This window comes from Lactobacillus sp. ESL0681 (genome assembly GCF_029392835.1).
GTDB lineage: Bacteria > Bacillota > Bacilli > Lactobacillales > Lactobacillaceae > Lactobacillus.
The window spans coordinates 1,062,017-1,077,409 of record NZ_CP113943.1 but is presented as its reverse complement, the minus strand read 5'-3'; the positions used below and the strand labels follow the sequence as shown (position 1 = coordinate 1,077,409).

Annotated in this window: 13 protein-coding genes and 1 pseudogene; 10 read left to right on the top strand and 4 right to left on the bottom strand. The window is 35.6% G+C overall.

Features of this window, described 5'->3' with window-relative positions; translation table 11 throughout:
* Positions 1–134 precede the first annotated feature (134 nt).
* The 3 genes from OZX59_RS05190 (at position 135) to OZX59_RS05180 (ending at position 4,160) form a co-directional block, all read left to right on the top strand.
* Positions 135–1,508, top strand: a complete 1,374-nt coding sequence (locus tag OZX59_RS05190; RefSeq protein ID WP_277124932.1) for an aspartate kinase — start codon at positions 135–137, stop codon at positions 1,506–1,508.
* Positions 1,501–2,493, top strand: coding sequence for a diaminopimelate epimerase (dapF, locus tag OZX59_RS05185; protein ID WP_277124930.1), 993 nt, complete (start codon positions 1,501–1,503; stop codon positions 2,491–2,493). Before OZX59_RS05190 ends, dapF begins: the two co-directional genes overlap by 8 nt.
* A gap of 122 nt (positions 2,494–2,615) precedes the next feature.
* Positions 2,616–4,160, top strand: a complete 1,545-nt coding sequence (locus OZX59_RS05180) for an ABC-F family ATP-binding cassette domain-containing protein (protein ID WP_277124928.1) — start codon at positions 2,616–2,618, stop codon at positions 4,158–4,160.
* Positions 4,161–4,281: 121 nt separating this feature from the next.
* On the opposite strand, the gene OZX59_RS05175 is transcribed toward OZX59_RS05180, so the two are convergent.
* Positions 4,282–5,547: a hypothetical protein gene (locus OZX59_RS05175; protein WP_277124926.1), complete on the bottom strand. Its 1,266-nt coding sequence runs from the start codon at positions 5,545–5,547 to the stop codon at positions 4,282–4,284.
* 243 nt (positions 5,548–5,790) lie between these two features.
* Between OZX59_RS05175 and OZX59_RS05170 the strand changes: the two genes are divergently transcribed.
* Together OZX59_RS05170 and OZX59_RS05165 are read left to right on the top strand one after the other, a co-directional pair.
* Positions 5,791–6,087, top strand: a complete 297-nt coding sequence (locus OZX59_RS05170) for a hypothetical protein (RefSeq protein ID WP_277124924.1) — start codon at positions 5,791–5,793, stop codon at positions 6,085–6,087.
* Positions 6,088–6,174: 87 nt separating this feature from the next.
* Positions 6,175–6,407, top strand: a pseudogene (locus OZX59_RS05165) (transposase); the annotation flags it as partial.
* 66 nt (positions 6,408–6,473) lie between these two features.
* On the opposite strand, the gene OZX59_RS05160 reads toward OZX59_RS05165, so the two are convergent.
* Positions 6,474–7,823 carry a hypothetical protein gene (locus tag OZX59_RS05160; RefSeq protein ID WP_277124921.1) on the bottom strand — a complete coding sequence of 450 codons (1,350 nt, stop codon included), beginning with the start codon at positions 7,821–7,823 and terminating at the stop codon, positions 6,474–6,476.
* A gap of 180 nt (positions 7,824–8,003) precedes the next feature.
* On the opposite strand from OZX59_RS05160, the gene OZX59_RS05155 reads away from it, so the two are divergent.
* The 5 genes from OZX59_RS05155 to OZX59_RS05135 all read left to right on the top strand — a co-directional run bounded on the left by OZX59_RS05155 (position 8,004) and on the right by OZX59_RS05135 (position 12,539).
* Positions 8,004–9,050: a helveticin J family class III bacteriocin gene (locus OZX59_RS05155; RefSeq protein WP_277124919.1), complete on the top strand. Its 1,047-nt coding sequence runs from the start codon at positions 8,004–8,006 to the stop codon at positions 9,048–9,050.
* Between the two features lie 300 nt (positions 9,051–9,350).
* Positions 9,351–9,626, top strand: coding sequence for a type II toxin-antitoxin system RelB/DinJ family antitoxin (locus OZX59_RS05150; protein WP_277124917.1), 276 nt, complete (start codon positions 9,351–9,353; stop codon positions 9,624–9,626).
* On the top strand, positions 9,619–9,873 hold the full coding sequence (locus OZX59_RS05145) for a hypothetical protein (RefSeq protein WP_277124915.1): 255 nt from the start codon (positions 9,619–9,621) through the stop codon (positions 9,871–9,873). The genes OZX59_RS05150 and OZX59_RS05145 overlap by 8 nt, the downstream gene beginning before the upstream one ends.
* 670 nt (positions 9,874–10,543) lie before the next feature.
* On the top strand, positions 10,544–11,278 hold the full coding sequence (locus OZX59_RS05140) for a glucose 1-dehydrogenase (RefSeq protein ID WP_277124913.1): 735 nt from the start codon (positions 10,544–10,546) through the stop codon (positions 11,276–11,278).
* A gap of 58 nt (positions 11,279–11,336) precedes the next feature.
* Positions 11,337–12,539: an NADH-dependent oxidoreductase gene (locus tag OZX59_RS05135; protein WP_277124912.1), complete on the top strand. Its 1,203-nt coding sequence runs from the start codon at positions 11,337–11,339 to the stop codon at positions 12,537–12,539.
* Positions 12,540–12,745: 206 nt separating this feature from the next.
* Here OZX59_RS05135 and OZX59_RS05130 read toward each other — a convergent pair whose 3' ends face one another.
* Together OZX59_RS05130 and OZX59_RS05125 are read right to left on the bottom strand one after the other, a co-directional pair.
* Positions 12,746–13,456: a C39 family peptidase gene (locus tag OZX59_RS05130; RefSeq protein WP_277124910.1), complete on the bottom strand. Its 711-nt coding sequence runs from the start codon at positions 13,454–13,456 to the stop codon at positions 12,746–12,748.
* 87 nt (positions 13,457–13,543) lie between these two features.
* Positions 13,544–15,121 (bottom strand): multicopper oxidase domain-containing protein, encoded by a 1,578-nt coding sequence (locus OZX59_RS05125; RefSeq protein WP_277124908.1) that lies wholly within the window; start codon positions 15,119–15,121, stop codon positions 13,544–13,546.
* Positions 15,122–15,393 lie beyond the last annotated feature (272 nt).

Sequence of the window (15,393 nt, the reverse complement as noted above, 5' to 3'; positions counted from 1 at the left end):
GACTTGGATTAAAATTATTTTTTGACTAGAAAATAAAAATCAGCTGAGTTGCAGATTATAAAATACATGCTAGAATGGCAACTAATCATTTTTGATTTTAAAAATTGACCATTGGAAAAGGAGTTTTAGTGCAAATGAAAGTTGTAAAATTTGGCGGTAGCTCGCTAGCAGATGGTAAGCAGGTCCAGAAGATAATTAAGATTATTCAAGCAGATTCAGAGCGCAAAGTTATCGTTACGTCTGCACCAGGGAAAAGATTTCCTGACGATCGCAAAGTAACAGATTTGTTAATTGTATATGCCAAAAAAACGTTGAAAAACGAGAATACAGCAGTCATCCAAACTGAAATTTGGGCGCGGTATCAGGCAATTGCTGATTATTTTGATCTTGAAACAGAAGAACTTGCGGCGTTAAAGCAAATTTTATTACAACTGCCTAAAAATAAATATCCTAATGATGATTATTTAATGGCAGCGTTTAAGGCTCATGGTGAAATCTTAAATGCACAGTTATTGACGCTAATTTTAAGAAAACTGCGCATTTCTGCCCACTTTGCTGACAGTGCCAAATTAGGAATCACCGTTTCAGCTAATCCACAAGATGCACAAGTTTTGGAAGAAACTTATGAGCATTTAGCTAATTTTCAACTTCCTAGAGGATATATTGTAGTTCCCGGCTTTTATGGTCTAACTAAATCTCAGCAAATCGCGACGTTTTCACGTGGTGGCTCAGATATTACGGGAGCGATTCTAGCACGCGGTTTGCATGCTGATGGTTATGAAAACTTTACTGATGTTGATGCAATTTATGCAGCCGATCCAGCGATAGTAAAACAACCACGGGCAATTAAACGTATGACTTATCGGGAATTGCGGGAGTTGTCATATGCTGGATTTTCAGTTTTTCATGATGAAGCGATATTACCAGCAATTGCTGCTAACATTCCCATTGAAGTTAAAAATACTAATCATCCACTGGCACGAGGAACAGTGATTGTTCCAGCGAAAAATTTCAAGCCTGATACGATAGTTACTGGGGTAGCTGCTGATAGTCATTTTTCCGCTTTATATATTCATCGATATTTATTGAATAAAGAGGTTGGATTTACCCTGAAACTACTACAAATATTTTATAAGTATCATATCTCGTATGAACATATGCCTTCTGGAATTGATGACTTAACGGTGATTTTTGATCAGCGGCAATTTACGGCTGAGCTTCGTCAAAAAATGTGCCGTGACATTCAAGAGCAATTGCAACCAGACCACCTTGAGTGGATTGATGATTATGCCATTATCATGGTTGTGGGAGAAGGAATGAGAAGTAAAGTTGGCGTTATGGAGCAAGTGATTGAATCGTTAGCTAAGAAAAAGATTGGAGTTTATATGATTAATCAGGGAGCTTCACGTATTTCAATGATGTTAGGAACTAGACGAGTAGATGCGCCTGAAGCAGTTCGGCAAATTTATCATAATTTTTTTGAAAATGAGGTAAGAATAAATGATTAGTCTGCAAAAAGTCCACGGCTCACAGAATAGTTTTTTTATTTTAGATCAAACAGTCCTGAAACAACCGTTAACTATTAGTGAATTACAACAATTAGCAATTAACATAACCAACCATGCGTCAGGCTTGCTTGGCGGCAGTGACGGCTTACTAGTCATTGATCAGGCAACTAATGCCGATGCACTAGCACAGATGAAGATATTTAATCGCGATGGTTCTGAGGCACTGATGTGTGGGAATGGCTTGCGGACGGTGGCGCGCTATTTAGCTGAAAAATACAGAGAAACAGCATTTATTGTACAAACACCGCAGGCCGACCTGCAAGTCAAGCGTTATCCAGATTTAGCACCTAGTGTGCCAGCTTTTAGTGTGGAAATAGCTCCGGTTTCGTTTGCACAAGCGGATTTGCAATTTGCTAATTTTGGTCTAAGCAAAATCATTAACCAAAAATTGCCGCAGCTTAATTCAAATTTAGCTTTTACCGCAATTGCTGTGCCTAATCCACATTTAATCAGCTTTGTTCATGATATTAAGTTAGCACATCGTGAACTTGGAGAATTAGGTCATAAGTTGAATCAAGCTAACCCTTATTTTCCAGCTGGTGTAAATGTTAGTTTTGCTCAAATTTTAGGAAAAAATCGATTATTTGTGGAAACTTATGAGCGAGGCGTTGGTTTTACTAATGCTTGTGGAACGGGAATGTCGGCAACTAGCTTAGCTTTTTATTTAAATTATCCTACGCAAGTTCAATTAGAACAGCTAATAACTGTATATAATCCTGGTGGCGTGGTTCAGACGCAGATTCATCAGACTGAAAGTGGTTATTGGTTAGAATTAATCGGAAATGCGACGGTAACACATGAAATTCAAATTCCAGAAGAACAACTTCATCAAGCGTGCTTTAATCTTGACCAGATAGAAATCACCCAAACCTCTGAACAGGTAGCTTACGAAAAATTTGTAGATAATAAGCGGGTTGGCGATTAAATTTAGTAAATGTTGTAATACTTATATTTAAGTTTATGCAATTTATCTTGGTCTCCAGCAAAAAAGACAACTTTATTATATACTAGAACGAGTTGTATTTTTTCAGCTTAAGGGGATAGCCAATGAGTTTATTAACGGTTAAAAATTTAGGACAGAGTTTTGTGGATAAAACTTTATATGAAGCTGCAAACTTTGTCCTTAATAAAGAAGATCACATGGGAGTGACTGGTCAAAACGGCGTGGGTAAGTCAACTTTGATAAAAATTTTGACTGGAGAAATGTTGCCGGATACTGGACAAGTTAAATGGCAAAATAAAATTTCGGTAGGTTACCTAGATCAGTATGCTAAATTGACGCCGGGAGTAACTATTCGGGCTTTTTTGCGTACAGCTTTTGCTGGGCTTTATCAAAAAGAACAAGAATTAAATGACTTATATGTGCAGTATGCTACTGATGGTGATGAAGAGTTACTGACTAAAGCAGGTAAATTGCAAACTTACTTAGAAGAGAATAACTTTTATCAAATTGATACTGAAATTGAGCGGGTTGCTTCAGGATTGGGTCTGGCAGAGCTTGGCTATGACCATGATGTAGCACAACTTTCGGGTGGTCAACGTTCTAAAATTATTCTGGCGAAATTACTGTTAGAAACGCCTGATGTTTTGCTGTTAGACGAGCCAACTAACTATCTTGATGTGGGTCATATTGATTGGCTAGTTGATTATTTGAATGATTTTGCCGGTGCTTTTATTGTCGTTAGCCATGATTATGATTTCTTAGGACGAATAACTAACTGCATTATTGATGTGGATTCTGGCACAATTACCCGTTACACTGGAACGCTGAAACAGGCAATGAAGCAAAAGGCTGCTAATCGAGAGACTTACCTTAAGGCCTATGCTAATCAGCAGCGCAAAATTGTGAAAACGGAAGCCTACATTCGTAAGAATAAGGCGGGAACAAGGTCTAAGAGTGCCAAGTCACGTGAAAAGCAATTAGAGAAAATGACGGTTCTGAATCCGCCTAAGTCTAATCGGCAAGCCCACTTTGACTTTCCGTATGTGGCAACAGCTTCTAATCTGTTATTGCAGACCCAAGATTTAGTGATCGGTTATGAACAAGCCTTGGTTAAAGAAGCTTTTAACTTTTCGGTTGGTGGCAATGAGAAGGTCGCGATTACTGGTTTTAATGGAATTGGTAAAACGACACTATTGAAGACTTTACTTGGTAAGCTAGAGCCAATCTTTGGTAACTTTGAATTGTCAACGACTGCCAAAATAGCTTATTTTAAGCAAGATTTGACTTGGCCAAATAATAATATGACACCGTTGCAATATCTCCAAGAAGAATTTGATCGTAAAAAGCCCAAAGAATTGCGAGGAGCACTAGCAAGACTAGGTGTAACTGCCCAGCAGGCAATGAGCCCGCTTAAAAAGTTGTCGGGTGGTGAGCAGGAAAAGGTTAAGCTGGCTAAGATGCAATTTGAGCCTGCTAACTTGTTGTTTTTGGATGAACCAACTAATCATTTGGATCGTGATACTAAAGAAGCCTTGCGCAAAGCCATAGTTAATTTTCCAGGTGGTGTAATCATTGTGAGCCATGAACGTGACTTTTTTGAAGGTGATTGGATTGATAAGACGATTGATATTGAAACGATGAATCAATAAATTATAGAGGAACAGTTTGATATCGCTTATTTATTAGCAATTAATACTTGGCGTTCTATTAAGAAGTATTTGTGGGAAAAAATAAAAAAGCGATTCAATAAGAATCGCTTTAAGATAATTATTAATCTAATGGCACATCATCAATAGTAAAAGTACATTTACCTATTTTGGGTAATTTAACTGTTGGTGGTACTAGGATAATTTGGGTAACACCATAGTTATTTTCTTCAGTGCTAGGACAGAAGTATGCACCTATTTTATATCCTTTAAAGTCGTTGAATTTCTTATGCTGACGTTTTAAGTCTTTTGCAATTTCTTTTTTAGCAGCTTCGTAGATTTCTTCATCACTTTTTCCTTCTGTGTATGTTGAATCTTTCCAACCTAACATGCTCCTAACAAAAACCACTTTTTTCTTATAATTTTTACCAAGAATATCTTTGCAAATGTCATCGTAGTGTTCTGGATAGTCAGCGGATACATCAAAATATGATTGGTACAAATTGGCAGCTAATTGAACTTGATCATTTTTGATAGTTCCAGGAAAGAGACTTATTAACTCATCGTTACGTTTTGTATCAATATATTCAGAAGAAGTTACCCCAGCATAATTTTTGGGATCATAAAATACGGTCGGTAACTTAGTTGGTGTTGACTCAGGTGACTTTAATAGAACAATAGTCTGTTTATTTTTTGGATCTACATAAGCACCAATCTTATAACCATTAAAGTCGGTAAAGGTTTTGTTATATTTAGTTAATTCCTTTTTTAATTGGTTGTATATAAAGTTTTTAAAGTCACTTTGATTATTTAATTTTGTGTAACTTGTCAATTGTATACAACCCTCAGCTCCAATTACATAGTGGTCAAAAAGGTCAGCAGCTAACTGAGTCTGCTTATCATGAATAGTATTTGGAAATAGACTAATTACCATATTATTTAAAGTGCTATCAATATTCTTGGTATCTATTCCGTCTAAATTTGCTGGATCTATCGGATTATATAAGAATGCTGTAGCAGTAGAGGTGTTAGTAGCTACATATTTTCCCTTAGTTAAATAACCATGCCAGACATAACCAGAGTGCTTTTTGTTGCCACTTCTGACCTTATAATAAATAGCTTTAGTTGAGTCATGCTTTATAGTAACTGAAGCTGAAGCATACCAAGTTGTGTGTGGATAATTTTGCAAGTTACCTATAGTTTTGGTATGTTTTTTATTCCAAATCTTGACACTTTTGTCAGGGTCTTTAGCATGATAAGGCTTAGTCTTTGAGTAATTCTTTTGTTTGACAACGTGGTAAGTTGCAGCTTGCACCGATTGCACATTAGCTTGGGTATTAATTAGTGCACAAACGGTAGTTAGTAAGGCAATAACTTTAGTTCTTTTCATATGTAAGTCCTTTCTCAATAAATTGTTAAATTAGTTATACCACAATTACCTAAAATTTGCCGTTTATTTCCCTAAAGTTTGCCAACTAATTGCCGATTTTATTACTAAATTGATCGGTACGGCTTAAACATCTTAGAACGCCCGTATACCAACTATTCCATAGAGTTTAAAGCGCAAGCTAGTTAATCAAATCATGAATCTTTAGGTAGTATTGCCCTAGACTTAGGGCTTAAAAGCGGTGGTATGTTAGCCAATTTGGTACGTTCTTATCAAGAAAACGGGTATAATGTTGTTATTAAACCGAAAGGACGCCCTAAACATGACTCCCAAAGAAAAGCTGATCAAGCAGGAAAATCAAGCCTTATGTCAAGCGAACTTGAAGCTTACCGTCGTGATCGGCGTTACATCTTGCTTAAATCATATTTAACACCTTACAGTAAGCTAGAAGTTAAAAAAGTTAAGTATTATCAACATTTAAAAGACTGCCTAACGCAAGAGCAGCTTGTGGTAGAAGGATCCAAAATTGCAGGCGACTTATGATTTAATGCAGGACTTGAGTAAAGCATTAACTGAACATAATCCTGAGCAAATGGCTAAATTATTTAACTGCCAAACCGATGTGGGCCTGTGGGCTGGCAGATGAAAATAACGCTTAAGACCTTAAACGTAATCGAAAAGCTGTATTTAATGTGGTTATTTGCAAGTATTCTAATGGCTGCGTTGAAGGAACTAATCGCAAGATTAAGCAAATTCAGCGCACAGCTTATGGCTATCGTAACTTTTCCAACATGACTGCTAGAATTATGTTAGAAGCAAAAAATACCGTGCTAAAAGAAAATACTTTAAGCATGATTGCCTAAAGTATTTCAAATTAAATATTATTCTCCATCAACAGGATTTGCAAAAGAGCCGTTTTTTTCAGATACTCAATTCAATTTAACATCATCAAGGCCAAAAGTTAGATTACCTACATTAGGTAACCTAACTTTTGGTGGTACTAAAATTACTTCAGTTTCACCATATTTATCAACATGATCATCATGTATAGGACAGATATAAGCCCCTATGCGATAACCTTTAAAATCTGCAAATTTTTTATGCTTTTTCTTTAAAGCTACTTTTAGCTTATTTTTAGTTATACTATAGATTTCTTCATCATTATAATCTCCGCTATTAATATAGGTGTCTAAAACTATCGCTGATTTATAGCCTTTTTTCCCGAGCAAGTCTTTAAGCGTCTTATTATGATAATCAGGTCCTTCACTATCATCCGGATCTGGAATAGTATCTGGATAAGATAAGTCTGCTGCTACTTGTACTTGCAAATTTCTATTTGTTTTTGGAAAAAGACTAATTAATTTATTATTCAGGTTTTTGTCAATCTTTGTAGAATTGATAGCGTCGCCAGTACCCCAATTAGAATCAATTGGATCATAAAACATAGTATTTTGCCTTGGTAATTGGACCTCAGGTGGAATTAAATAAATAACCGCTTTTCCATAAAAATCTCCTGTCACTCCAGTAAACTTATCCTTGATTTTTGGAAAAACGTAAGCGCCTATACGATAACCTTTAAAACTATTTAGTGTTTTTCCTTGTTTTTGTAGTTCTTTACTTATTTGTTCCTTTTCAAAAGTCAACAAATTGTCAGAGGTTCCTGTATATGGCTTTTCAACATTAATTTTGGTAATAAGCTTAAGATTATCTTCGCCTAGTTCAGTTAGTTCTTCTTCTTTAGCTATATCTTCTGGCGACCCAACATGTAACTGAGCGCGAGTTGCTTGTAGATTAGCTGCTAATTGAGCCTGTTTATCTGGGATAACTTCTGAAAATAATTGAGTAATTTTTTGATTGACCTTTTCATCAACACACTTTTCAGGTATTGGTACAGTATCACCACTTAAACAAAATTGTTTAGGTACCATTGCACCTTCGGTTAAATACCCTCGCCAAACATAACCTGAAATTGTATTATCGTCATTACTTATTTTGTAAAAAGTGGATTTTTTATTACCATGTTTAAATTTTACTGAGTCCGAAACATACCAATTTTTGGATTCCTGGCTTTTTAAATTATTTAATTTTTTTGTGTGCTTTTTATTCCAAATGGGTGCACTTACCTTCGGATTTTTAGTACGATACCGTCCGTGTGGATGATTAGAAGACTGCTTAATTATTTTATAAGTAGCTGCATGAGAGGTTTGTGGAAATAATGCTATGCATGAGATTAATGCAACTATACTTACACATTTTTTTATAAAGCTTTCTGGTTTCATTTTTGTAGTTCCTTTAATTTAGTGTTGCTTACGTTATATCATATTTGCCGAAAATTTGCATAATTATTTCCGCAATAGCAGATATTGTTGCAGTAATATTGAAACTGAATTAAGTAAGAACTTAATTCTTTCAGCTGAAATTTTTTGTTATTAATTGTTTATTGAAAGGAACTACATAAAATGGCAATAGATAAAAATCCTATTATTAAGCACGGTAATGATGGGTTACATTTAAAATACAAATTAACTGGATTACCATATAAAAATGTTGTACAAAATTTTTTTATTGGAAGTAAATATGTTTATGCACTTCAGTTACATAGCAGCAATGGCGGTTATGGTAAAGACGCATATATTAGTAGAACTAAAAAACCTGCAGAAAGTTCAACTTATCAAACCGTTGATTTTACTGGAGCTAAAGTTGTACACATGAGAAACTTTGGACACGGTCAAACATTGGATTTCTTTAAAGATGGTGTAAATTCTTATTTGCTTATTGCTACAGAAGCAGATCAAACTTCAACTTATCCATCCAAAAATAATCCCAACAAGTTTGTTAAAAAATATTGGGATCTACAATTAGCGAGACTTAATTTTAACAACCCAGGAACAATTAACACTAATACATCAGTAGTTAGACTTGCTCATATTGATAAAGCTGTTGGTATGACAGGTGGCTTAAAACGTGTAGGTGGAGCAATAAGTAAAGGAAATAACTATTCTGAATTACTGGTTGGTGCTGTTGATAAACAGAATAATGGCTATTTTGCTCGTTATGATATGGATCTTATTAATCAACAAATGGATGAAAGAAGTAAAACATATTTAGAAACTATTCCTCAAATTTCAAGTAATTTGCAACCTATTCCTGGCTTAGGTAGCACAGCATTACCTCAAGCCTCTATTCAAGGCTTTGAATTAGATAATTACGGAAACATTTATGTTTCATCTGGAACTGAAACTCCATATTATGCAACACCTGAATCATCTCCATCAGTTACTAGATTCAGACCTAATAACTCATGTAGAAGCCTAGTTTTAAATAATAGCAAATGGTCAGAATGGTGTACAGGAACCCATGCTATAGAAACCGAAGGAATCCAACTTACTTCAGATCTGCAAACAATGTTCATTGGTATTTCTTATCATAAGAATTGGACAGACCCTGACCTTGACGCCACAAAAGAGAATAGAATTTACGAATTTCCTATGACCTTTTTTAATTAAAACAAAGTAAGAAAATAGGTATAAATAATACATGATTCCGTGATTTTATCGGGATCATGTATTTTTATTCCTGGCTTCCATAATATTACAGGCATTAAAAAAGCAGGTAGCCAATAAATTTCAGAAAAATTGAGTATTGTGACGACCTCAATTTCAACTTTAATTGTAAAAGAAAAAGTAGAAAAAGTATCGTCATACTTCTATCTGCTATCTACTTTAGGATGTTTTACACTAAGCATGCGATTATTGTAATTATTTTTGTACGACGATGATGGTACAATTTAAACTGAGGTGATTATAATGGCACAAACAGCAAGAATTGAAGCGAGAATGGATCCAGACATTAAAGCTAAAGCTAGTAAGGAACTAGAAAAGCATGGCTTGAGTATTTCTGATTTTGTTAGAATGAGTTTAACTGAAGTTGCGACTGAAGGTTTGCCAAAGCAATACATTATTCCTACGCTTAGTGCAACTGTTCAAGCATCTCTGGCAGAGATAAAGGCGGATATGAATGGTACTAAGAAATTGCCCAAAGCACATAGTTATGAAGAATTAATGGAATTGCTGGATGAGTAAAAAAGAAATTGGCTTTTCTAGTCAATTTAAGAAACAATTTGCTATGAGACAGATTGATCCTAATTGGAACGATGTTTTTAAAGAACAGTTACCAGAAGAAATTGATTCTCAAAGACGCACAGCTTGGAAATATATCGTGAACCAGTTAATAGAAGGTAAAAGTATTCCAAGTTATTTTAAGCCTCACCCGATTCATGCTAAACGGAAATTAATTAAGCAAATTAAAAAGGGTTTAGGTAATCCGTAGGAGTAACCATTAAAATAATTGATATTCATCTTAATGGTCAAGCAGGCGATCACTTATTAATTTATTCGCAGTCCAAAACAGTAGTGTATTTAGCTGCTATTGGAACTCATAGTGAATTATTTTAATGACCTAAAAATGAGCCAGTTAAGCGTCTAGCTGTCGTGTAAACATTGATATATAAAGGCTTGAAAGTCGACAACGTGTCGGCTTCTAGTCGTTTAAAAGTGATTTGCGCAATGTTAAAGAGGCTAAAGAAGTTGAGTGTTCAAGGATTAAGCAATGCCAATTTGCCTAAAAGGGTTGAAAAAGTTCGTTATTAATACACAGTTAAAACTAGAAAAAGCAAGATTAGACTTTTTAATATTAAGTAGAATAGTTATCAAAAGAAGACAGAGTAAAACTCCTTAAAACCATGAATTGCAGAAGATTTATGGATATTAGGTAATACAGTTTGAAGTGTCTTCTTTTTTGTTATAAAAATAACCTATATAAGTTACTACAAGCTACTTGTCAATAGGCTCTGTGCATTCGTAAAGTTAGGCACTTTTTGTTTTTATATAACTATCTTAATAAAATTGTGAAATTGTTTACTTTATATTGAAAACGCTTACCTGTAATGTTACTCTTACCTAGTAATTTTTATGAAAACGTAATCAAAGAAGGTATAAACATGAAACGTTTAAATAATAAAGTTGCAATAATAACCGGTGGATCTGGTGGAATAGGGATGGGCATAGCTCATTGCTATTTAAACGAAGGTGCTAAAGTTATTATCACGGACATCAGAGAAAGTGAACAAGAAAAAGCATTAGTTAATAGTGAGCAAGATGTTGATTTTATTAATCAAGATGTCACTGATGAATCAAAATGGACCGAAGTTATTGATGAAGTTGTCAAGAAGTACGGTCATTTAGATATTCTAATTAATTGTGCTGGTATTGACTGTAAGCCGGTTCCGGTTGATCAAGAATCGCTAGAAGATTTTAAAAATGTGCTCAATGTTAATTTAATTGGAACCTTTTTAGGAATTAAGCATGCCATGAAAGTGATGAAGGGCAAAGGTGGTTCTATTATTAACATTGCATCATTAGGTGGCATTATAAGTAGCCCGACATTTGATGCTTATAGTGCTTCAAAAGGTGGCGTAAGATTGCTTACTAAAGCTGCGGCACTAGATGGTGCTAATGATAAATATAACGTTCGGGTCAACGTAATTAATCCTGGTGCAATAAAGACGCCGATGGTAACACCTGAATTGGAAAAGATGTTTACAGCTGGTACTCCAATGGGACATCTTGGTAAACCAGAAGATATCGGCCAAATTTGTACGTATTTAGGTTCAGATGAATCTGAATTTACAACGGGTGCCGAGTTTACAATTGATGGCGGTAAAAGTGCTGGTTAAATTGCTCAAATATACAAAAAGTAACTAAATTATCTTTATCAAGAAAGTGTAAATTTTTATGAACGAAAAATATAGTAAATTATTGACTCAATATACTTTTGAAAATGGTGGTACAATTCCAACTCATACTGCGATGTCACCGATGTTAACCTTGTATGGCGAAAAAGATGGAACCGTAGGACAAACAGCAATTGATTATTTCGCTACACGTTCTAAATCTCAAGGAATGTTAATTACTGGTGCATCTTATATATCTGACAAGGGTTATTATGAGGGCGAATTAGGTTTGGATGATGATAAATTTCTTCCAGGCTTAACTAAGCTAGCTCAAACTATGAAAAAAGATGGTAATAAAGCAATTGTTCAGCTTCATCATGCCGGAAAACAAGCAACTGGTTCAGCAGCTAAATATGGTTATGTGCAAACCCCAAGTGATATGCCTGCCACTGCAGCTGATCCTACTCCAGGAAAAGGAATGAGTGAAGCAGAGATCGAGCAGGTTATTCAAGAGTTTGCTGATGCAACTAAACGAGTAATTAAAGCAGGTTTTGACGGTGTTGAAATTCATGGTGCCAATTGGTATTTAGTTCACGAATTTTTCTCACCTTTTTATAACCATCGCACGGATAAGTGGGGTGGCAGCTTAGAAAACAGAATGCGCTTCCCATTAGAAGTACTTAAGGCCGTCAAAGAAGCAGCCAAAGATAAGCCTGGTTTTATTATCGGTTTTCGGATGACTCCTGAAGAGGATATGCCTAGCCAAATGACTAAAGATGTGGCCAATACTTCTGGTTATACAGTTGAGGATGGTTTAAAATTGGCTAGTGCAATTGCTGATGAAGGTATCGATTATGTTCATTATTCATTGTTTACTAAATACAATGCTGGTCCAAAAGATAGCAATCAAAGCTATGGTCAGTTATTGAAGCAAACAATTGGTGACAGGGCTACTACAATAATTTCATCTGGTGTACACACTGCTGATGACGCGTTGGATGCTCTAAATCATGGTGATATTATTGCTATTGGTAGGGAATCGATTGTTGAGCCTAATTTTATCCAAAAAATCAAAGACGGTAAAGAAGACCAAATTCAGACAGCAATCACAGCCGAATCTGCACCTACTTTAAATATTCCTAAAGTAATGATTGATGTATTAGTACAAGAAAATACGCCATTTTTAATTAACGGACGTGAAAACTTAAAGCCTTTATCATCAGCTGAAAAAGTAGATACTGCTAGCGGTGCGAGTGCAAACTAAAATTTGCATTTAGCAATTAAATCGCTATAATTAATTATACGAGTCGACAAAAACGCGAGATGCGTATTTGTATGAGGACGCCCGTCTTAAGTGACAGACACGGGAAGTGTTGGTGGTTGACCAACCTGATGTGAACAGAAGTAGTCACCTATTATTTTATAGGCCTCGATTTAAAAAGAGCAAGTTCTTAATTGGACTTGCTCTTTTTATTTGATGTACAGGGCTTGCTTACCTTGCTGGTTATAGCTAGCTTCTAATTGTTGCCAAGAAACTTCCTTATTTTTATGACCATAAGGATCATTGACGTAGACTACCTTACTTTTCTTATTATAGCCACTGATTACGCAAGCATGTGATGAGGGGGTCACATGAACCTTGCCTTGCTTAGTATGCCAAGTTTGCATATCGTGGACGCGCTTAAACTTAAGTGTAGTAATAATCATGACTGGATGACCATCGGAAACCAATTTCATGACTTGGATAAAATCATGCCCAGTAAAATCTTGTATTCGGTTAGTATATTGCTGAGCAACTCTTTCAAGCGGTTGATGATAGACACACCAGCCAGCATTAGCCTGGCTCATTAGCCCGACAAACCCAAGATTAGGATTACCGCGATATTGCCCATTGTCAGTAAAAGAATCAACATGATCAATTTTTTGGGATAAATCTAATTTATTAACTTTGATATTGTAATACTGCATGAGCATAGCTAGTGAGGTTACTTCGCAGCCATTAGGTAATTCGGGAAATTGATTTTCAAGTGGTACATCTAGTTTTTGCTCTGTTTTAAGTGTAAGCCAGGCGAATTTATCTTTAAAAGTAGTAGTATTAAGCGTAAAGCAGGCGATCCCCACTAAAGCGACTCCTAAGATAGCATACGTCCAAAATTTGTAGGAAAATTTGTTTTTATTCATGTAACTATTTAACCATAAAATCTTCTTTATAAGCAAAAAATCACCCAAATTAATTTGAGTGATTTTTTTGGTATTTTTTAAGTTAAATTAGTGGTGACTTGCGCCAGACATTGCGTCCATTGAGTGATCTTCACCCTTAACGTCCATGCCTTCAACATCCATTCCTGGGCACCAAACTTCATCTTCAGGAATACCTTTTTCTTCTGAGAAAGCCTTAGTTAAGGTTTCCATGTCCATCAAATTGTATTTCTTATCTGGATCCTTAGGATCAACAATTTGAATTTGTGCCATCATACCAGCATCTTCGTGCTCGATGATGTGACAGTGATACATGAAGACACCAGTGTTTTGGAAGTAAACCTTAACCCGAACAGTTTCTTGAGGAGCTACTTCAATAGTATCCTTGTAAACATTCTTTTCATTTGGATAAGGATCATGACCATCACGTGATACAACTAAGAAGTGGGCACCGTGAATATGGAATGGGTGAAGCATACCGTTCTTCTTATCATTGGTATTGGTTACGTCCCAGTATTCTGCTTGCATAATTGGTTGGGTCATGTCAATTCTTTGCATTGAGAATTGTTGACCATTCATCATGTTGTGGTTATCCATTGTAACCTTAGGAACTTCAGCATTTGGATTAACAACTGGATCATGAGGAGTGAACAGAGTATCAGGAATGACACTGTCGTCTTTTTCGTATTTATGAATTCTAAATTCAACTAACTTGAAGTCATCAGTGTAAAGGTTAACTACGTCGCCTTCTTGGTAATCGCCAAAATCAACAACTACTTGTTGACGTTCACCTGGTCCGATTAAAACTTTAGTCATCTTAACTGGATGCTCTAGGAATGAATCGTCACCACCGATTTGAGTCATGACTAAATCATTATCAAAGTGTAAACGCCATTCACGCCGGTTTGACCCACCTAAGAAGAGCAAACGAACTTTTTGAGTTGTAACATCAACATATGGTTTAACAACAGCATTGATGACTGGAGTATCACCATAAACACCCATTGAATTGTAATCAGCCTTGTAATCGAATTGGTTATCTTCATGGAAAATCCGATCCTGCAAGATGATTGGGAATTCATCTTTACCGTAAGTCTTAGGAATTGGCAATTGAGCTTCATTAGCATCAGTTACGACAACTCCCATAGCTAGACCCATCCAAACTTGCATAGCAGTTGATGGACATGGGTGAGCATGAAGCCAAGTTAGGGCAGCTGGTTGCTTAACTGTGAAGTCAATGTGTTTTTCTTCTCCAGGGTATACTGGTGAGTGACAAGCACCATCAGCACCAGGTCCTGGGACTTCCATACCATGCCAGTGGTAAGTAGTTAGTTCTGGCAAACTGTTCTTCAAAGTTACGTGAACGTGTTGTCCGCGCGTTAGAACCATAGTTTTACCAAGAACTGGGAAATTGTAGCCCCAAGTATGTGTCTTCTTACCTGGCAAAAATTGGAATTCGCCTTCTTGGGATTCAATTGTGAACCACACATCGTTACCTTCTTGTTTATCAGGTTCCAAAACTGGTGGCACAATTAAAGGTTGAGCTTCAACACCTTCTGGCATATGGAGTTCTTTGTAACCCATGCCATGATTCTTGTCAAAGTCTTCTTCGTTATAGAAATAATCTGTGTAAACTTTATCTGACATATTCGTCTACCTTTCAGTTAAAAAATTTAGCAAAAATTCTTACTACCTATAAATTTACTCTTTGTGAAAACGCTTGTAAAGTGCTATGAAGCATGAATTCGCTTCAATTAACAAAAACTTTATTTTTGCTCAAAGCTAAAATCTAAGTGTTATTTAACTGGTAGATAAAAAAGCCTAATGATGTACAATTGGAAAAGTTTGCGTAATACTTAAACCAATAATTTGTTGTTTTTTTAAATTAATGTTTTTTAAAAATAAATAAAAATAAATTG

Coding starts and splice junctions, on each gene's coding strand:
- dapF (WP_277124930.1), top strand. CDS start 1,501: ATGATTAGTCTGCAAAAAGTCCACGGCTCACAGAATAGTTTTTTTATT.
- OZX59_RS05150 (WP_277124917.1), top strand. CDS start 9,351: ATGGCACAAACAGCAAGAATTGAAGCGAGAATGGATCCAGACATTAAA.
- OZX59_RS05180 (WP_277124928.1), top strand. CDS start 2,616: ATGAGTTTATTAACGGTTAAAAATTTAGGACAGAGTTTTGTGGATAAA.
- OZX59_RS05175 (WP_277124926.1), bottom strand. CDS start 5,547: ATGAAAAGAACTAAAGTTATTGCCTTACTAACTACCGTTTGTGCACTA.
- OZX59_RS05160 (WP_277124921.1), bottom strand. CDS start 7,823: ATGAAACCAGAAAGCTTTATAAAAAAATGTGTAAGTATAGTTGCATTA.
- OZX59_RS05130 (WP_277124910.1), bottom strand. CDS start 13,456: ATGAATAAAAACAAATTTTCCTACAAATTTTGGACGTATGCTATCTTA.
- OZX59_RS05190 (WP_277124932.1), top strand. CDS start 135: ATGAAAGTTGTAAAATTTGGCGGTAGCTCGCTAGCAGATGGTAAGCAG.
- OZX59_RS05140 (WP_277124913.1), top strand. CDS start 10,544: ATGAAACGTTTAAATAATAAAGTTGCAATAATAACCGGTGGATCTGGT.
- OZX59_RS05135 (WP_277124912.1), top strand. CDS start 11,337: ATGAACGAAAAATATAGTAAATTATTGACTCAATATACTTTTGAAAAT.
- OZX59_RS05170 (WP_277124924.1), top strand. CDS start 5,791: ATGTTAGCCAATTTGGTACGTTCTTATCAAGAAAACGGGTATAATGTT.
- OZX59_RS05155 (WP_277124919.1), top strand. CDS start 8,004: ATGGCAATAGATAAAAATCCTATTATTAAGCACGGTAATGATGGGTTA.
- OZX59_RS05145 (WP_277124915.1), top strand. CDS start 9,619: ATGAGTAAAAAAGAAATTGGCTTTTCTAGTCAATTTAAGAAACAATTT.
- OZX59_RS05125 (WP_277124908.1), bottom strand. CDS start 15,121: ATGTCAGATAAAGTTTACACAGATTATTTCTATAACGAAGAAGACTTT.